Here is a 14,592-nt window from a genome sequence, read left to right on the forward strand (position 1 = left end):
CAGGCCGCGCAGCGTGCCGAGCAGACCCGGCGAGACAGTCAGCCCGCGGGGAGCGCCGCGCAGACCGATCAGGTCAGACGGTACCCGACCCCGCGCACCGTCTCGATGCGGTCCTGTCCGAGCTTCTGGCGCAGATACCCGACATACACGTCGGCGACGTTCGAGCCGGGATCGAAGTCGTAGCCCCACACGCGGCTCAGCAGCTGCTCGCGGCTGAGCACCTGACCCGGGTTGCGCACGAACTCCTCGGCGAGGGCGAACTCCCGAGCCGACAACTCCACCCGACGTTCCCCGACGCGCGCTTCGCGTGTGCGGATGTCGAGCAGCAGGTCGCGGTGGGTGAGCGCCGGGGTCGCGCCGGTGTCGTCGTCCTTCCGCATCCGTAGCCGGATGCGGGCAAGCAGCTCGTCGAACCGGAACGGCTTGCCGAGGTAGTCGTCCGCGCCGCCCTCGAGCCCCGCGACGGTGTCCTTCACGTCGACGCGTGCGGTGAGCATGATGACGGGCATCCGCGAGCCGCTGCCGCGCAGCTGCTCCAGCACCTCGAACCCGTCCATCTCGGGCAGGTTCACATCCAGGATCAGCAGGTCGAACTCGTCGGTCTGCGCCAGGTGCAGCGCCATCGTCCCGGTCGGGGCGATGCGGGTCGCGAATCCGGCGGCGCGCAACCCTTTCTCGACGAAACCCGAGATGCGGGCCTCGTCCTCGGCGATCAACACGGAAGCCACGTCATGCATCCTCTCGGACCAGCGGGGGGAGCGGCGGCGCCGGTGCCACCACGGGGGAAAGGATGTCGATCGGGTCGGGCTCCGCAGCGGCGTGCGGGATCGCGATGAGGAACACCGCACCGCCGCCGGCAGCGTCCGCCACCCGCACGCTGCCACCGTGGGCGCGCGCGATGACCTGCACGATGTTGAGGCCGAGGCCGCTGCCGCCGTTCTCCTCGCCGCGGTGGAACCGCTCGAACACGAGCCGTTTCGCCTCGTCGGGTACTCCGGCACCGTGGTCGCGCACCCAGAACTCGACGGCACCCGGCACGATGCGGCTGCCCATCACGATGTCGCCGCCCCCGTGCGTCACCGCATTCTGCGCGAGCTGCAGCAGCGCCTGCGTGAGTCGATCGGCGTCTGCCTCGATCACGACGTCGGCGATGTTCCCCGCGACGACCGTCGCACCCGCGATCGACGACGCCTTCCGCACGACCTGCTGCATCAGGTCACCGGCGTCCACCGGCATCTTGGTGACCGGCGCCGGTCCGTGGAGGGATGCCGCGCTCGCGAGGTCCTGCACGAGGCCCGCCATGCGATCGAGTTCGTCGACGGCGAGGTCGCGTGAGGTCGCAGCATCCGCAGGATCCATCGGATCCATGACCTCGAGGTTGCCGCGGACGATCGTGATCGGTGTCTTCAGCTCGTGCCCGACATCGCTCAGCAGCTGCCGCTGCGAGTCGAGTGCCGCGTCGAGGCGGTCGAGCATCGCGTTGATGGTCTCGGCGAGATCGGCCACGTCGTCTCGGCCGTCGATGGGGAGCCGTTCGCTGAGCGACTGCCCCGACACCCGTTCGGCCGTCTCGCGCATCCGGCGCAGCGGGCGCAGCAGTCGGGTCGACACGATGAAGGCGACGGCGGTCACGACGAGCAGCGCCCCGCCGGCCGCCCACAGGTAGGCGGTGCCGGCATCGCTGAGTTCCGCGAGCTCCGCGTCGATGTCATAGGCGAGGACGAACACCGTCTCCTCCGCAGCGGTCGCGCCCTCGACGGCAATCGGCGCGGCGAGGTAGCGCCACGCGACGTCTTCTTCTATGTACGAACCGATCACCGGGTCGCTGCCCGCGACGGCGCCGGCTGCGTGCGCGGCGAATCCGGGCGCTGACGTCAGGTCCAGGTCCAGTCGGATGCCGGGCTTCATCACCGCCCGCCCGCCGATGACGCCGAGCGCACCGGTGTTGTCGTCGGGGCTCATCCGCTGGACGACCTCATAGAGGGCCGCGTCTGCCGCGTCCCATGTGCCGCCGCCGTCCTCGCCGTTCTCGACGATGAAGCGGGCGGAATCGAGGTTGTCGTGCAGGCGGTCGTCGATGTTGCGCAGGATGTTGCCGCGCTCGACGAAGAACACGGTGACACCCACCGATGCCAGCCCGAGGGCGGCGACGAGCGTGATCGCCGTCACGATGCGGGTGCGCACCGACACGGCGAAGCGCCGACGGCGGCGAGCGGTCTCGTCCATGTCTTCAGTATTGCGAGTCGGGAGAAGGAGCCGTCGAAGTCTAAGAGAGGTCTCACACCACTCTTGCCACGGACATGGTGGGATCGGAATGTGTCCGACGTCCTCGATGCCGAAGCCGATCTCCTCGGCGATGCGCTCGAGCTCGATCCCGCCGCGCTGACGGTGATCAGCCGCGAGCCGCTCGGGCGCGGTGTCGTGGCCGGCTACCGGATCCCCGCCGAGTCCGAGGTCATCGCGTACGTGGACACCTCGCTGATCGACGTCGCCGCGGAGACCGGACTGGCACTCGAGGGGGTCGCCCGCGTCTGGATGCACCCCGCCGATCCTCATCTTCCAGCGCTCGCACCGGCCGCGTTCGGTCATGCTGCGCAGGCGCTGCTCGCCCGGATCGGCATCGCGGCGACCGGATCGCCGCAGATGGTCGCCTACCGCCCCGGTCGCCGCGCCGTCCTCCGGCTCGCCGGTGCCGCGGGCGTCGACGCCTGGGTGAAAGTCGTCCGGCCCTCCCGAGTCGAGCGGATCGTCGAGGTGCACGCCGCGCTCCGCGCCGCAGGGCTCCCAGTCCCGGCGGTCCGCGGGTGGTCACCCGACGGTCTGCTGGTCCTCGACCGTGCCGAGGGTGTGGCTGCGACCGACACCGCGTGGCATCCGCTCGCCCTCCTCGACGAGATCGACGAGCTGCGCGGCCGTCTCGCGGTCGCAGCACTCCCCGGGCGCGCGCGTACTTCGTTGTTGTCGCGTCGCGATTGGTACACGGAGCGGCTCGTCCGCGCACTCCCCGCCCACGCCGACGAGATCACGGCGCTCGCCGCGTCGATCGGTGACGATGCACCGGATGCCGCGCGCGCGGTCATCCACGGCGACCTGCACCTCGGGCAGCTCTTCCTCGACCCGGGCACCGGGCGCATCAGCGGCCTCATCGACGTCGACACCGCAGGGCGCGGCGCTCCCGTCGACGATCTCGCCGCCTTCCTCGGGCACATCATCACGAGCGCGACCCTCACCGCCGACCTGCGCGATGCCGATCACGTGTGGGCCTTGGCGGATGCCGCATGGGAGCGGTGGGGGCGGGCACCCCGCGCCGGCGCGCTGTCGGCCGTGCATCTCCTGGGCCACGCGCTGGCCGCGACGCAGCTCGGAGCGACCGGTCGTGCCGTGGGGCTGCTCGCCGTCGCGCGCACGCTCGTCGATGCCGCTGACGAACCTAAGACCCCTCTCATCGACGCCTTCGAGACGACTTACGGCCGCCGAGCACACTGAATGCAGCGCGGTCATCCGATCGCGATTCCCACACGGAGGAGACATCATGAAGAACAAGAAGTGGGTCGCTTACGGCGTGACCGGAATCGTCGGGATCGGCATCCTCGCCGGTGGCGCCGGCGCCGCCGCCGCGGCCATGGACCTGCGCACCGCCGACGGCACGACGATCCCCGGTGGCGGACTCACCGGCAAGAACGGCGGGCTGCTCGAGCGCCCCACCATCCAGCTCAGCGTCACCGGTTCGGCCGTCACGGTCGTCTCGGCGCCCTCGCCGACGCCGGTCGCCAGCGCCGTCTCGCCCGCCACGCCGGCATCGCCCGCGTCGCCCGCCACGCCGGCATCGCCGGTGTCGGCCGCGTCGCCGGTGTCGGCTGCGTCGCCGGTCTCGGTCGCCTCGCCGGTCTCGGCTGCGTCCCCCGCCAGCCCGGTCTCGGCTGCGAGCCCCGCTTCGGTGGCATCCGCCGGCTCGAACTGACGAACCCGTTCCAGCCACGACGCCCTCGGTCTTCGGACCGGGGGCGTCGTGCTGTCTAGGCTGGACGCATGAACAAGAGCATGCTGTGGACGATCCTCGGGGTCATCGCCGCGATCGTCATCGCGTGGTTCGTCGTGAACATCGTGCTGTCGACGATCTTCTTCATCGCGAAGCTCATCCTCGTCGTGATCGTGGCACTGATCGTGTTCGGCGTGCTGCGCTGGTTCTTCACGCGCCGCGACGCCTGACCGGCGTCACGCCTGAGCGGCGTCAGACGCCGTAGAGCTCGCCGACCCGCTCCCGCAGCAGCACGCTGCAGGCGGCGACGGCCGCTCGCCAGTCGGTGATCGCGTCGTCCTGCGCGTTGTCGGAGACGGCCTTGAGCACGCGGATCGGCACCCCGTACTGCTGCGCCACCCAGATGTAGGCGTAGGTCTCCATGTCGACGAGCAATCCGCCGAGCTCGCGGATCGCCTCGACGGTCGCAGCGTCGTCGACGAAGTGGTCGCCCGTCGCGATCGTCACGCCCTCGCGCCCCGCGATAGTGACCAGCGGCGGCAGCGAGACGTGCTGTCCGGCGATGCCGTCGACGTCCGAGACATCGTGCTGCAGGGCAGTCGTGACGTCGTGGACGCCGACCGTCGCCGCGTCGACCGCGCCGGCGGTGCCGACGACGAGCACCTCGTCGTACTCTGCGCGGTCGAGCGCCCGGGTGAGGGCGTACGTCGCCTGCAGTTTGCCGGGGCCGGTGACGAGGCGTTCGAACCCGGGGAGGGTCTCGGGGAACGCGGACAGTTCGGAGTCGAGCGCGGCGACGAGGAGCTTCACCCCACCATTGTCCCTCGCATCGGTACGCCGAGCCGACGCGAAGCACTGCGCACAGCGGCTTCCGTCGACCGATCGCGTCGGCTCGCGCGTCCGGTGGCACCGCCAAGCGGCAGACTGGAGGTGCACTGGGCGACGCCCGGCGGAGGAGGCGAGGACGGATGACGTTCACATCGGTGGCGCTGGAGGCGCCGGCAGGGATCACGGCGAAGCTCGGGTGGGACCCCGCGACATCGGTGCACGATCGCCGACGACTCCTCGCGAAGGAGCTCGTCGTGGAGCGGCTCGGGTGCGACCCCAAAGAGGTGCGCGTCGACCGTGAGGCACCGCGCGGGTTCGGCTACCACCGTCGCCTCATCGCGACGCGCGCCGGCGTCGACCTGCCGCTGACGATCGCGACCGCGAGCTTCCGTGCTGCGACGGTCGTGGTCGTATGCGAGCCCGGCATCCGGGTCGGCGTCGATCTTCGCGACCTGCATCCGGATGCCGCCGACCTGGCCGTCATGCGGCGGCACAGCCACCTCTTCGACGAATCGAACGTCCCCGACCTGGTGGACCACTGGACCCGTGCCCAGGCGGTGCTCGAGGCGGACGGGCGCGGCACCCGCGTCGCCGCGCAGCACGTGCGACTCGACACCGGTCGCACGGCGGGGTGGATCCCCGACCGGACGGCGCGCTACGCGATCGCCGACGTCTCGCGAGACGCGTTCGTCATCACCATCGCGCACACCCTCGCCTGAGCGGCGATCAGTCGCGGGAGGGTCCGACGGCGGCATCCAGCTCGGCGAGCCAGACCGCGGGGTTGCCGTCGGACGGTGCGCGCCAGTCGCCGCGGGGCGACAGCGAGCCCGCGGCGGTCACCTTCGGGCCGTTCGGGATGGCGCTGCGCTTGAACTGCGCGAACCCGAAGTAGCGGCGCAGGAACACGCGAAGCCAGCGCACGATCGTGTCGCGGTCGTACGCGTAGCGCTCGTCGGCGGGGAACCCGGCGGGCCACGCCCCGGCGTCCGCGTCGGCCCACGCCTGCTCGGCGAGGAAGACGATCTTCGACGGCCGGAACCCGTACCGCAGCACGTGGAACAGCGAGAAGTCGTGCAGGGCGTACGGGCCGATCGAGTCCTCAGTCGACTGCACCTTGCCGTCCGCCCCCGGCGGGACGAGCTCGGGGCTGATCTCGGTGTCGAGCACCGACTGCAGCACCGCCTTCGCCGCATCGGTGAGCGTCGTGCCGTCGTCATCGCTGTGTGCGATGACCCAGCGGATGAGGTGCTGGATGAGCGTCTTCGGCACGCCGACGTTCACGGCGTAGTGGCTCATGTGGTCGCCGACGCCGTAGGTGGCCCAGCCGAGCGAGAGCTCCGACAGGTCGGAGGTGCCGATGACGATGCCGTTCTCGCGGTTCGCGAGGCGGAAGAGGAAGTCGGTGCGGGCGCCGGCCTGCACGTTCTCGAACGTCACGTCGTAGACGGGCTCGCCGTCGGCAGCGGGGTGGCCGATGCCCTTCAGGAGCTCGGTCGCCATCGGGCGGATGTCGATCGTCTCGATCGTCGCGCCGATCGCCTCGGCGAGGGCGATCGCGTTCGACTTCGTGTGATCGCTCGTCGCGAATCCGGGCATCGTGTACGCGAGGATGTCGCTGCGCGGACGCCCCATGCGGTCCATCGCCCGCGCGACGACGAGCAGTGCATGGGTTGAATCCAGGCCGCCGGAGACACCGATGACCGGCTTCGGCTGGCCGATCGCACGGAGGCGCTGCTCGAGCCCCGACACCTGGATGCTGAACGCTTCGTAGCAGTCCTGGTCGAGCCGCGCCGCGTCGTCGGGGACGAACGGGAAGCGGTCGAGCGGGCGACGGAGGCCGGTGACGGATGCCGCGGGCGACAGCGTGAAGTCGACGACCTGGGGCCACGTACTCACGTCGCGGCGGGTGTCCTCGAAGGTGCCCTGCCGCAGACGGTCCTGCCGCAGCCGGTCGAGGTCGACGTCGGCGATCGCGATGCGCGGCCCCTCGGGGAAACGTTCGGTCTCGGCGATGAGCGTGCCGCCCTCGTAGATCATCGTCTGGCCGTCCCACGAGACGTCGTTCGTGGACTCGCCCTGGCCCGCGGCCGCGTACACGTACGCCGCGAGGCATCGGAGCGACTGCGACTGCACGAGCGAACGCCGGTCGTCGGCGCGCGCAATCGTGATGGGGCTGCCCGAGAGGTTCAGCAGGACGGTCGCGCCGTGCAGCGCCGCGTGCGACGACGGCGGCACCGGCACCCACATGTCCTCGCAGATCTCCGCGTGGATCACGAGGCCCGGCACATCGGTGGCGCGGAAGAGCAGGTTCGGGCCGAATGGCACTTCGGCGCCGAAGAGCACCATCGGCGCGGGGTTGTCATCGATGCCCCTCGCATACCACCGGGACTCGTAGAACTCCCGGTACGTCGGGAGGTACGACTTCGGTGTGACACCGAGCACCTCGCCGCGGTGGATCACCACGGCGCAGTTGTAGAGCCGGTTCCCGGCCCGCAGCGGTGCGCCGACGACGAGCATCGGGGTCAGGTCGGCGGAGGCCGCCACGATGCGCTCGAGCGCGGCGAGGGTGGCATCCAGCACCGCGTCCTGCATGACGAGGTCGTCGATCGCGTAGCCGGTGAGGCAGAGCTCGGGGAACACGGCGACGGCGACGCCCGCGGCGGCGCACTCGGCGGCCGCCGCGAGCACGGCGTCGGCGTTCCGCTGCGGGTCGGCGATCGCAACCGGGATCGTGCAGGCGGCGACGCGCGCATACCCGTGCCGGTACGGGTTCTCGAAGGGAAGCTGCTCGCTCACGGCACCAGTCTGTCAGGTGCGGCCGGGGGAGTGTCGGTGCCCGCGGTTAGGGTCGGAAGCGGAAGGGTGACATGCGATACATCGAAGACGACGGCCGGATCGTCTGGAGCGCGAGCGACCTCAAGGCTGCGGCCGAGTGCGAGTTCGCGTGGCTCCGTGCCATCGACGCGAAGCTCGGCCGCGTGCCGGCCGTCGACGACCCCGAAGACCTCACGCTCGCGCGCGCCGGGCGACTCGGCACCCAGCACGAGCTGCGGGTGCTCGCCGACTACCACGCGCAGTTCCCGGGGCGCGTGATCGAGATCCCGGAGACCCGGTCGTCGGATGCCGCGGCGCTCGCCGACGCCGTCGCGGCGACGATCGCAGCGCTCGCCGACCCGGACGCCGCCGTGGTGTTCCAGGCCGCGTTCGCCACCGACGAGTTCGTCGGGTTCGCGGACTTCCTGGTGCGTGACGACGACGGCAGCTGGATCGTGCAGGACACGAAGCTCGCGCGGCACGCCCGCGTCACCGCACTCATGCAGCTTGCCGCCTACGCCGACCAGCTCGACCGCCTCGGCGTGTCCCGCTCCGACCGGGTGCAGCTGCTGCTCGGCGACGGCTCCGTCTCGGAGCACGCCGTGCGCGATCTGCTGCCGGTGTTCGGGCTGCGACGTGGTCGACTCCGCGCGCTCATCGCCGACCGCGACGTGGCAGCCGGTGGCGCCGGCGCACCGCTCGCGTGGGGCGACGAGCGCGGCGACCTCCGCATCGTCGCGTGCGGTCGCTGCGCCACCTGCGACCTCGAGGTCATCGCGCAGCGCGACCTCCTCCTCGTCGCGGGCATGCGGCCGGTGCAGCGCGACCGCCTCCGAGCCGCCGGCGTCGTCACCATCGACGACCTTGCAGCCGCGCGCGAGGCGCCGCCGCGCATGTCGTGGGACACCTTCGCCGGGCTTCGCACCCAGGCCCGGTTGCAGCTCGAGAGCCCCGCGGGTGGGGTCGCGCCGGTGGCATCCGGCGTCCCGGTCGCAGTGCCGACGTTCGAGGTGGTCTTCCCGAAGGCGCTCGGCGCGCTGCCGCGGCCGTCGCGCGGCGACCTGTTCTTCGACTTCGAGGGCGACCCGCTCTACACCGAGGGTGCAGGCGCGAACGGGGTCACCCACTGGGGCATCGACTACCTGTTCGGCTGGGTCGATCTCGACGAGCAGTACTCGGCGTTGTGGGCGCACTCCTTCGCCGACGAGAAGGCGGCGCTCCTGCAGTTCCTCGACATCGTCGCGTTGCGACGCCAAGCGCACCCCGACATGCACATCTACCACTACGCGCCCTACGAGCCGTCGCACCTGCTCGCGATGGCGGCGCGCCACGGCGTCGGCGAGGCTGCCGTCGACCGGCTGCTCGCCGAGGGCGTTTTCGTCGACCTGTACCCGATCGTGCGTCGCGCGCTCCGGGTCGGGTCGCGGTCGTATTCGATCAAGAAGCTCGAGCCGCTCTACATGGGCGCCGAGGTGCGCACGAGCGACGTGCAGCGCGGCGACGACTCGATCGTGCGGTACGTCGAGGCACGCACCCTGCAGGATGCCGGGGACGCGGCATCCGCGCAGGCGATCTTCGACGACCTCGCCGACTACAACCGATACGACTGCGTCTCGACGCGGCGGCTACGGGACTGGCTCGTCGACCGCGCGCGCGAGGCGAAACTCGTGCCGTCGCGAGAGCCCGACGCCGGCGAGGTCGTGTACGAGCCGTCGCACCGGGCGGAGGCCCTGTCGCGGCTCGCGGCAGACGCGAGCGACGACACCGCCGCCGAGGCGCTGCGACTGGGCGCAGCGGCCATCGACTACTACCCGCGGGAGGCGAAGACCTTCTGGGCGACGCACTTCTTGCGGCTGCGGGAGCCGGTGTCGGTCTGGGAGGACACCCGCGACGTCGTGGTGGTCGATCGCGACCGCTGCCGTGTCGTCACCGACTGGCACCTGCCCGAGGGTGGCCGCGCACAGCGCCGCGTGATCGAGCTGCGCGGGGATCTCGCCCCCGGCACGCGGCTCGTCGAGGGGCAGAACCCGTACGCCGTGTACGAAGTGCCTGCGCCGTTCCCGATCGAGACGAGCCCGCGTTGGATCCACGCCGCGCGCAGCATCACGGTCGCCGATGTCCTCGACGACGGCGTCGTCATCGAAGAGACCGCGTACCAGGGGTTCGCCTGGCAGGAGTTGCCCGTCGCGCTCACGCCGCAGGCGCCGCCGCGCGCCGGCAGTCAGCAGGCCGCGATCGACGAGTGGGCCGACGCCGTGCTCGCGGCGGGCGGTGAACTGCCGGCCGACCCGGCGAGCGACCTGCTGCTGCGTCGGTCGCCGCGTCTCGCCGGCGGTGCGGGGCTGCCGCGCACCGCCGACGACATCGCCGACATCGCCGCCGCGCTCGTGGCATTGCAAGACAGCGCATTGTCGGTGCAGGGCCCTCCCGGCACGGGCAAGACCTACGTCGGCTCGCATGTGGTCGCGCGGCTCGTGCGCGAGCGCGGCTTCCGCGTCGGCGTCGTGGCGCAGTCCCACAACGTCGTCGAGCACATGCTCGACCGGATCGTGGCTGCCGGTGTGCCGAAGGCCCAGGTCGCGAAGGCCCCGAAGGGCCCGGCGACCGGCGACGAGTCGTTCACCGTCATCGCGAAGAACGGCATGGCCCCGTACATCGCCGAGCAGCAGGGCGGCTTCGTCGTCGGCGGGACGGCATGGGACCTCACTCACGCCGGCCGGATCGGCCGTCGCAGCCTCGACCTGCTCGTCATCGACGAGGCCGGGCAGTTCTCGCTCGCCTCGACGATCGCGGTGTCGATGGCCGCGACGCGCGTGCTGCTCCTCGGCGACCCGCAGCAACTGCCCCAGGTGAGCCAGGGCACCCACCCCGAGCCGGTCGACACCTCAGCGCTCGGCTGGGTCATGGACGGCGCGTCGGTGATCCCTCCCGAGCGCGGCTACTTCCTCGCGCAGACCCGCCGGATGCGCCCCGAGATCGCGGGTCCGGTGTCGGAACTGTCGTACGCGGGGCGCCTCGCGGCGCACCCCGGCACGTCGACGCGGACGCTCGACGGCGTGGCATCCGGTGTCGTGACCGTGCCGATGGTGCACACGCGCAACGCGACGCAGTCGCCCGAAGAAGCGGAGCGCGTCGTCGAGCTCGTCCGAGGGCTGCGCGGCCGGGCGTGGGACGACGGCACCGGTGCGCGGCCGCTCGAAGGCCGCGACATCATCGTGGTCACGCCGTACAACGCGCAGCAGGTGCTCGTCGAGGAGGCGCTGGTCGCCGCCGGTTTCGGCGACGTGCCGGTCGGCACGGTCGACCGATTCCAGGGGCAGGAGGCCGCGGTCGTCATCGTGTCGCTCGCGGCGTCATCGGGCCGCGATGCGCCCCGCGGGCTGGAGTTCCTGCTGCTGCAGAACCGCATCAACGTGGCAGTGAGCCGCGCGATGCACACCGCGTACGTCGTCTACAGCACCGGCCTGCTCGACGACCTGCCGCGGACGCCGGAGGGTGTCGCGCGCCTCAGCGCGTTCGCGCGCCTCGTCGGTGCAGCCTGACTCGCGCGGCGCGGGGCTGGGCCTCGCGCGCTTGCGCGTTGCGCGGATGCAATGGATCCGGTGCGGCGCGCCGGGTCGCGGCATCCGTTGGTCGGCGAGTCGGCACGGATCCATTGCATTCGTGCGCCGAGCGGATGCCTCGCCGAACGGATACCTCGGCGAGCGGATGCCTCGCCGAACGGATGCCACGGCGGGCCCGCCGGGCAGCAGCAGGTGCCGGGTACGGGTCAGACGGTGCCGTAGAGGCGGTCGCCGGCGTCGCCGAGACCGGGCACGATGTAGCCCTTCTCGTTGAGGCGCTCGTCGAGCGAGCCCAGCACGAGGGTGACGTCGCGGTCGCCGAGCTGCTGCTCGATCGTCGCGAGACCCTCGGGGGCGGCGAGGATGCAGACCGCGGTGACGTCCTGCGCGCCGCGTGCGAAGAGGAAGTCGATCGCAGCGCCCAGCGAGCCGCCGGTCGCGAGCATCGGGTCGAGCACGAAGCACTGGCGATCGCTGAGGTCCTCCGGGAGGCGCTCGGCGTAGGTGTAGGGCTCGAGGGTCTCCTCGTTGCGCGCCATGCCGAGGAAGCCGACCTCGGCGGTGGGGAGCAGCTTCGTCATGCCCTCGAGCATGCCGAGACCGGCGCGCAGGATCGGCACGACGAGCGGCCGCGGCTCGCTGATCTTCACGCCCTTCGTGGTCGTGACGGGGGTCGTGATCTCGACCTCCTCGACGCGGACGTTCCGGGTCGCCTCGTACGCGAGGAGGGTCATGAGCTCCTCGGTCAGCTGGCGGAACATCGGCGACGGTGTGCGCTGATCACGCAGCACCGTCAGCTTGTGGGTGATGAGGGGGTGATCGGCGACGTGCACACGCATGACCCCAGGCTACCGGGGCTACGCTGAGCGCGTGAGTCTGCCCGTCCGAGCCACCGACGACGCGGCCATGCTCCGCGCGCTCGAGCTCGCCGCAGGGGCCGCACGCCACGACGACGTTCCGGTCGGCGCGGTCGTGACGGCACTCGACGGCACGATACTCGGTGAGGGTCGGAACCTGCGCGAACGGGATGCCGACCCCCTCGCCCACGCCGAGGTCATCGCACTGCGCGCCGCGGCATCCGCCATCGGGTCGTGGAACCTCGAGCACTGCACGCTCGTCGTGACCCTCGAGCCGTGCGTCATGTGCGCCGGCGCGATCCTGCAGGCGCGCATCGGACGCGTCGTGTTCGGCGCTTGGGACGAGAAGGCGGGGGCCGCCGGATCGATGCACGACCTGCTGCGCGACCGCCGACTGCCGCACCGCGCCGAGGTCGTCGGCGGCCTGCGCGCCGACGAGGCTGCCGCGCAGCTGCGCGCGTTCTTCGACGCGCGCCGGCGTCCTTGACTGCCCGCGTCAGTCCGACGAGCTGAGGATGATCGCCTCGGTGGGCGGGGCCGGATGCTGCGGCTTGCCGATGTAGCCGATCAGCTCGAGGATCGCGCGGCGCACCTCGATCGGGCGCTCCAGGTGCGGCGCGTGACCGACGCCCTCGAGCGCGAGTTCGCTGACGTACCCGCCGGCGTTCGCGTAGGCCTGCAGTACGTCGCGGGTCTGCGACACCATCGGCTGCGCAGGAGCGACCTCGTCACCGGGCCAGTCGGGGATGATGCCGAGCGCGCCGAGGTGGTTGACGTCCGAGAACGAGGCATCCGATACGACGGCGTCGGCATCGCCGTGCACCCATAGGATCGGCGGCTTCTCGTTGAGGTCGACGATCGACGACACGTCGAAGTACTTCGGCGCGAGGGTGTTGCCGACGCCGATGCGACCGGGCGCGAAGCCCGGCCAGTTCGGGCTCGTCGTCGCGTCGCCCGGGAAGTTGCCGGTCGCGGTCGAGGTCGTGAGCATCGACTCGACCCAGATGTCCTCGTGGTCGGTCGTGTACCCGGGAGCGACGAAACCGGCGCGGAAGATGTTCCGCGGCGACGTGGGTGCCTCGTCGCTCGCGTCGCGTCGATTGAGCCGCTCGACGAAGTCGGGGTTGGTGCCACCGGCGCCGCAACCCGCGTCGTCGTCGGTCAGTCGGGTGCCGTCGCGGCGGGTCCCGCCGAAGCCGTACGGCGACGCCGGCGCCTGCAGCGTCAGCGAGCGCACCGGGTGCTCGAGCGCGTACTGCATGATGACGGCACCACCGAGGCTCCAGCCCACGAGGTGGGGCGACTCGACGCCGAGTTCAGAGAGCGTCGCGTGAAGGTCGTCGCTGAAGTCGCGCACCCCGCGAGTCGCGTCGACGGGCATGTGCTCGGTCGCGCCGAAGCCGCGGAGGTCGATCGCGATGACGCGCAGCTCGGCGGGTAGATCCTGCATGAGCTCCTGCCAGAACAGGCTCGACGCGACGTTCCCGTGGACGAGGACGATCGTCGATTCGTCGGCGCACTCGGGGCTGTCGCCGGCACGTTCGAGGATCCCCACGCTCAGCCGGTCCGTGTCGATGGTGCGGGACGTGATGCCGTCGAGGAGGGTCATGCCCCGATGATAGGCCCGCCACCTCAGCGCTTCCCAGTCATTCCCGATGCGTTCGCGGCGCCCAGACGTGCCCGTCCGGGCGCGCCGATGCCAGGATGGAAGCATGACGCACCACCCCCTCCCGACCGTCGCAATCCTCGGAGCAGGTTCCATGGGAGGTGCGATCGCGCAGGGCATCGCGCGCTCCGGCGACGCGAGCTCGGTCATCGTGACGAACCGCTCCGTCGAGAAGGCCGCCGAGCTCGCAGGCCTCCCCGCGGTCACGAGCCTCGCCCTCGCCGAGACTCCGTCGGCGAACGTGGATGCCGCTGCAGCGGCCGATGTCGTCCTCATCGGCGTGAAGCCGGCGATGGTCCCCGACCTGCTCCGCGAAATCGAGGGTGCGCTGCGCCCGGGCACGATCGTCGTGAGCCTCGCCGCGGGCGTCACGATCGCGACCTTCGAGTCGATCGTCGGGGACGCGATCCCCGTGGTGCGCTCCATGCCGAACACCCCCGCCGTCGTCGGCAAGGCCGTCACCGGCATCGCGGGTGGATCGACGGTCACGCCGGAGCACCTCGCGCTCGTCCGCCGTGTCTTCGAGACCTGCGGTGCGGTCCTCGAGGTGTCCGAAGACAAGATCGACGCGCTGTCGACCATCTCGGGCTCGGGCCCCGCCTACGTGTTCCTGCTCGTCGAGGCGCTCACCGAGGCCGCCCGCGGCAAGGGGTTCGACGAGGCGTCGGCGCGGCTGATGGCCGAACAGACCTTCATCGGCGCGGCCGCGCTGCTCGCGGCATCCGGTGAGGATCCCGCCGAACTCCGCCGCCGCGTCACGAGCCCGAAGGGCACGACCGAGCGCGCGATCGGCGTGCTGCAGACGGCGAACCTCGACGGCTTGTTCTCGCAGGCGACGGATGCCGCGCTGGCGCGTGCCCGCGAGCTCGCGGCCGGCGCCTGAGG

The 14,592-nt window shown here is 71.3% G+C and carries 13 protein-coding genes; 7 read left to right on the forward strand and 6 right to left on the reverse strand.

All coding sequences use genetic code 11. From position 1 onward, the window contains the following. Positions 1–68 precede the first annotated feature (68 nt). On the reverse strand, positions 69–728 hold the full coding sequence (locus QNI14_RS09480) for a response regulator transcription factor (RefSeq protein WP_283716352.1): 660 nt from the start codon (positions 726–728) through the stop codon (positions 69–71). Between the two features lies 1 nt (position 729). Continuing rightward, the gene (locus QNI14_RS09485) at positions 730–2,226 is read right to left on the reverse strand and encodes a sensor histidine kinase (RefSeq protein ID WP_283716353.1); all 1,497 of its coding nucleotides are present in this window, start codon (positions 2,224–2,226) and stop codon (positions 730–732) included. Between the two features lie 90 nt (positions 2,227–2,316). On the opposite strand from QNI14_RS09485, the gene QNI14_RS09490 reads away from it, so the two are divergent. The 3 genes from QNI14_RS09490 to QNI14_RS09500 all read left to right on the forward strand — a co-directional run bounded on the left by QNI14_RS09490 (position 2,317) and on the right by QNI14_RS09500 (position 4,209). Next, positions 2,317–3,486 (forward strand): phosphotransferase, encoded by a 1,170-nt coding sequence (locus QNI14_RS09490; protein ID WP_283716354.1) that lies wholly within the window; start codon positions 2,317–2,319, stop codon positions 3,484–3,486. 46 nt (positions 3,487–3,532) lie between these two features. Continuing rightward, the gene (locus QNI14_RS09495) at positions 3,533–3,961 is read left to right on the forward strand and encodes a hypothetical protein (protein ID WP_283716355.1); all 429 of its coding nucleotides are present in this window, start codon (positions 3,533–3,535) and stop codon (positions 3,959–3,961) included. Positions 3,962–4,029: 68 nt separating this feature from the next. Continuing rightward, positions 4,030–4,209: a hypothetical protein gene (locus QNI14_RS09500; protein WP_283716356.1), complete on the forward strand. Its 180-nt coding sequence runs from the start codon at positions 4,030–4,032 to the stop codon at positions 4,207–4,209. 22 nt (positions 4,210–4,231) lie between these two features. On the opposite strand, the gene QNI14_RS09505 is transcribed toward QNI14_RS09500, so the two are convergent. Further along, complete coding sequence (locus QNI14_RS09505; RefSeq protein WP_283716357.1) at positions 4,232–4,789, reverse strand: phosphorylase family protein; 558 nt, start codon at positions 4,787–4,789, stop codon at positions 4,232–4,234. 158 nt (positions 4,790–4,947) lie between these two features. Here QNI14_RS09505 and QNI14_RS09510 point away from each other — a divergent pair, with 158 nt between their 5' ends. Then, complete coding sequence (locus QNI14_RS09510) at positions 4,948–5,526, forward strand: hypothetical protein (protein WP_283716358.1); 579 nt, start codon at positions 4,948–4,950, stop codon at positions 5,524–5,526. A gap of 7 nt (positions 5,527–5,533) precedes the next feature. Here the strand turns inward: QNI14_RS09510 and QNI14_RS09515 are convergent, their stop codons facing one another. Next, positions 5,534–7,603, reverse strand: a complete 2,070-nt coding sequence (locus QNI14_RS09515; RefSeq protein ID WP_283716359.1) for an NAD(+) synthase — start codon at positions 7,601–7,603, stop codon at positions 5,534–5,536. Between the two features lie 71 nt (positions 7,604–7,674). On the opposite strand from QNI14_RS09515, the gene QNI14_RS09520 reads away from it, so the two are divergent. Then, positions 7,675–11,163: a TM0106 family RecB-like putative nuclease gene (locus tag QNI14_RS09520; protein WP_283716360.1), complete on the forward strand. Its 3,489-nt coding sequence runs from the start codon at positions 7,675–7,677 to the stop codon at positions 11,161–11,163. A 227-nt stretch (positions 11,164–11,390) separates the two neighbouring features. On the opposite strand, the gene upp is transcribed toward QNI14_RS09520, so the two are convergent. Beyond that, a complete protein-coding gene (gene upp / locus QNI14_RS09525; protein ID WP_283716361.1) occupies positions 11,391–12,023 on the reverse strand; it encodes a uracil phosphoribosyltransferase in 633 nt (210 codons plus the stop codon). A gap of 31 nt (positions 12,024–12,054) precedes the next feature. Between upp and tadA the strand changes: the two genes are divergently transcribed. Further along, positions 12,055–12,528, forward strand: a complete 474-nt coding sequence (gene tadA / locus QNI14_RS09530) for a tRNA adenosine(34) deaminase TadA (RefSeq protein WP_283716362.1) — start codon at positions 12,055–12,057, stop codon at positions 12,526–12,528. 9 nt (positions 12,529–12,537) lie between these two features. Here tadA and QNI14_RS09535 read toward each other — a convergent pair whose 3' ends face one another. Next, entirely contained in the window at positions 12,538–13,650 is a 1,113-nt protein-coding gene (locus QNI14_RS09535; protein WP_283716363.1) for an alpha/beta fold hydrolase, read from the reverse strand. A 103-nt stretch (positions 13,651–13,753) separates the two neighbouring features. On the opposite strand from QNI14_RS09535, the gene proC reads away from it, so the two are divergent. Next, positions 13,754–14,590: a pyrroline-5-carboxylate reductase gene (gene proC / locus QNI14_RS09540; protein ID WP_283716364.1), complete on the forward strand. Its 837-nt coding sequence runs from the start codon at positions 13,754–13,756 to the stop codon at positions 14,588–14,590. The last annotated feature ends 2 nt before the right edge of the window (positions 14,591–14,592 follow it).

This window comes from Microbacterium dauci (assembly GCF_030065535.1).
GTDB classification, from domain to species: Bacteria; Actinomycetota; Actinomycetes; order Actinomycetales; family Microbacteriaceae; genus Microbacterium; species Microbacterium dauci.

Bases quoted from the DNA above. Each gene is read 5' to 3' on its own strand.
- proC (WP_283716364.1), top strand. From the start codon at position 13,754: ATGACGCACCACCCCCTCCCGACCGTCGCAATCCTCGGAGCAGGTTCC.
- QNI14_RS09510 (WP_283716358.1), top strand. From the start codon at position 4,948: ATGACGTTCACATCGGTGGCGCTGGAGGCGCCGGCAGGGATCACGGCG.
- upp (WP_283716361.1), bottom strand. From the start codon at position 12,023: ATGCGTGTGCACGTCGCCGATCACCCCCTCATCACCCACAAGCTGACG.
- QNI14_RS09520 (WP_283716360.1), top strand. From the start codon at position 7,675: ATGCGATACATCGAAGACGACGGCCGGATCGTCTGGAGCGCGAGCGAC.
- QNI14_RS09485 (WP_283716353.1), bottom strand. From the start codon at position 2,226: ATGGACGAGACCGCTCGCCGCCGTCGGCGCTTCGCCGTGTCGGTGCGC.
- QNI14_RS09535 (WP_283716363.1), bottom strand. From the start codon at position 13,650: ATGACCCTCCTCGACGGCATCACGTCCCGCACCATCGACACGGACCGG.
- QNI14_RS09500 (WP_283716356.1), top strand. From the start codon at position 4,030: ATGAACAAGAGCATGCTGTGGACGATCCTCGGGGTCATCGCCGCGATC.
- QNI14_RS09495 (WP_283716355.1), top strand. From the start codon at position 3,533: ATGAAGAACAAGAAGTGGGTCGCTTACGGCGTGACCGGAATCGTCGGG.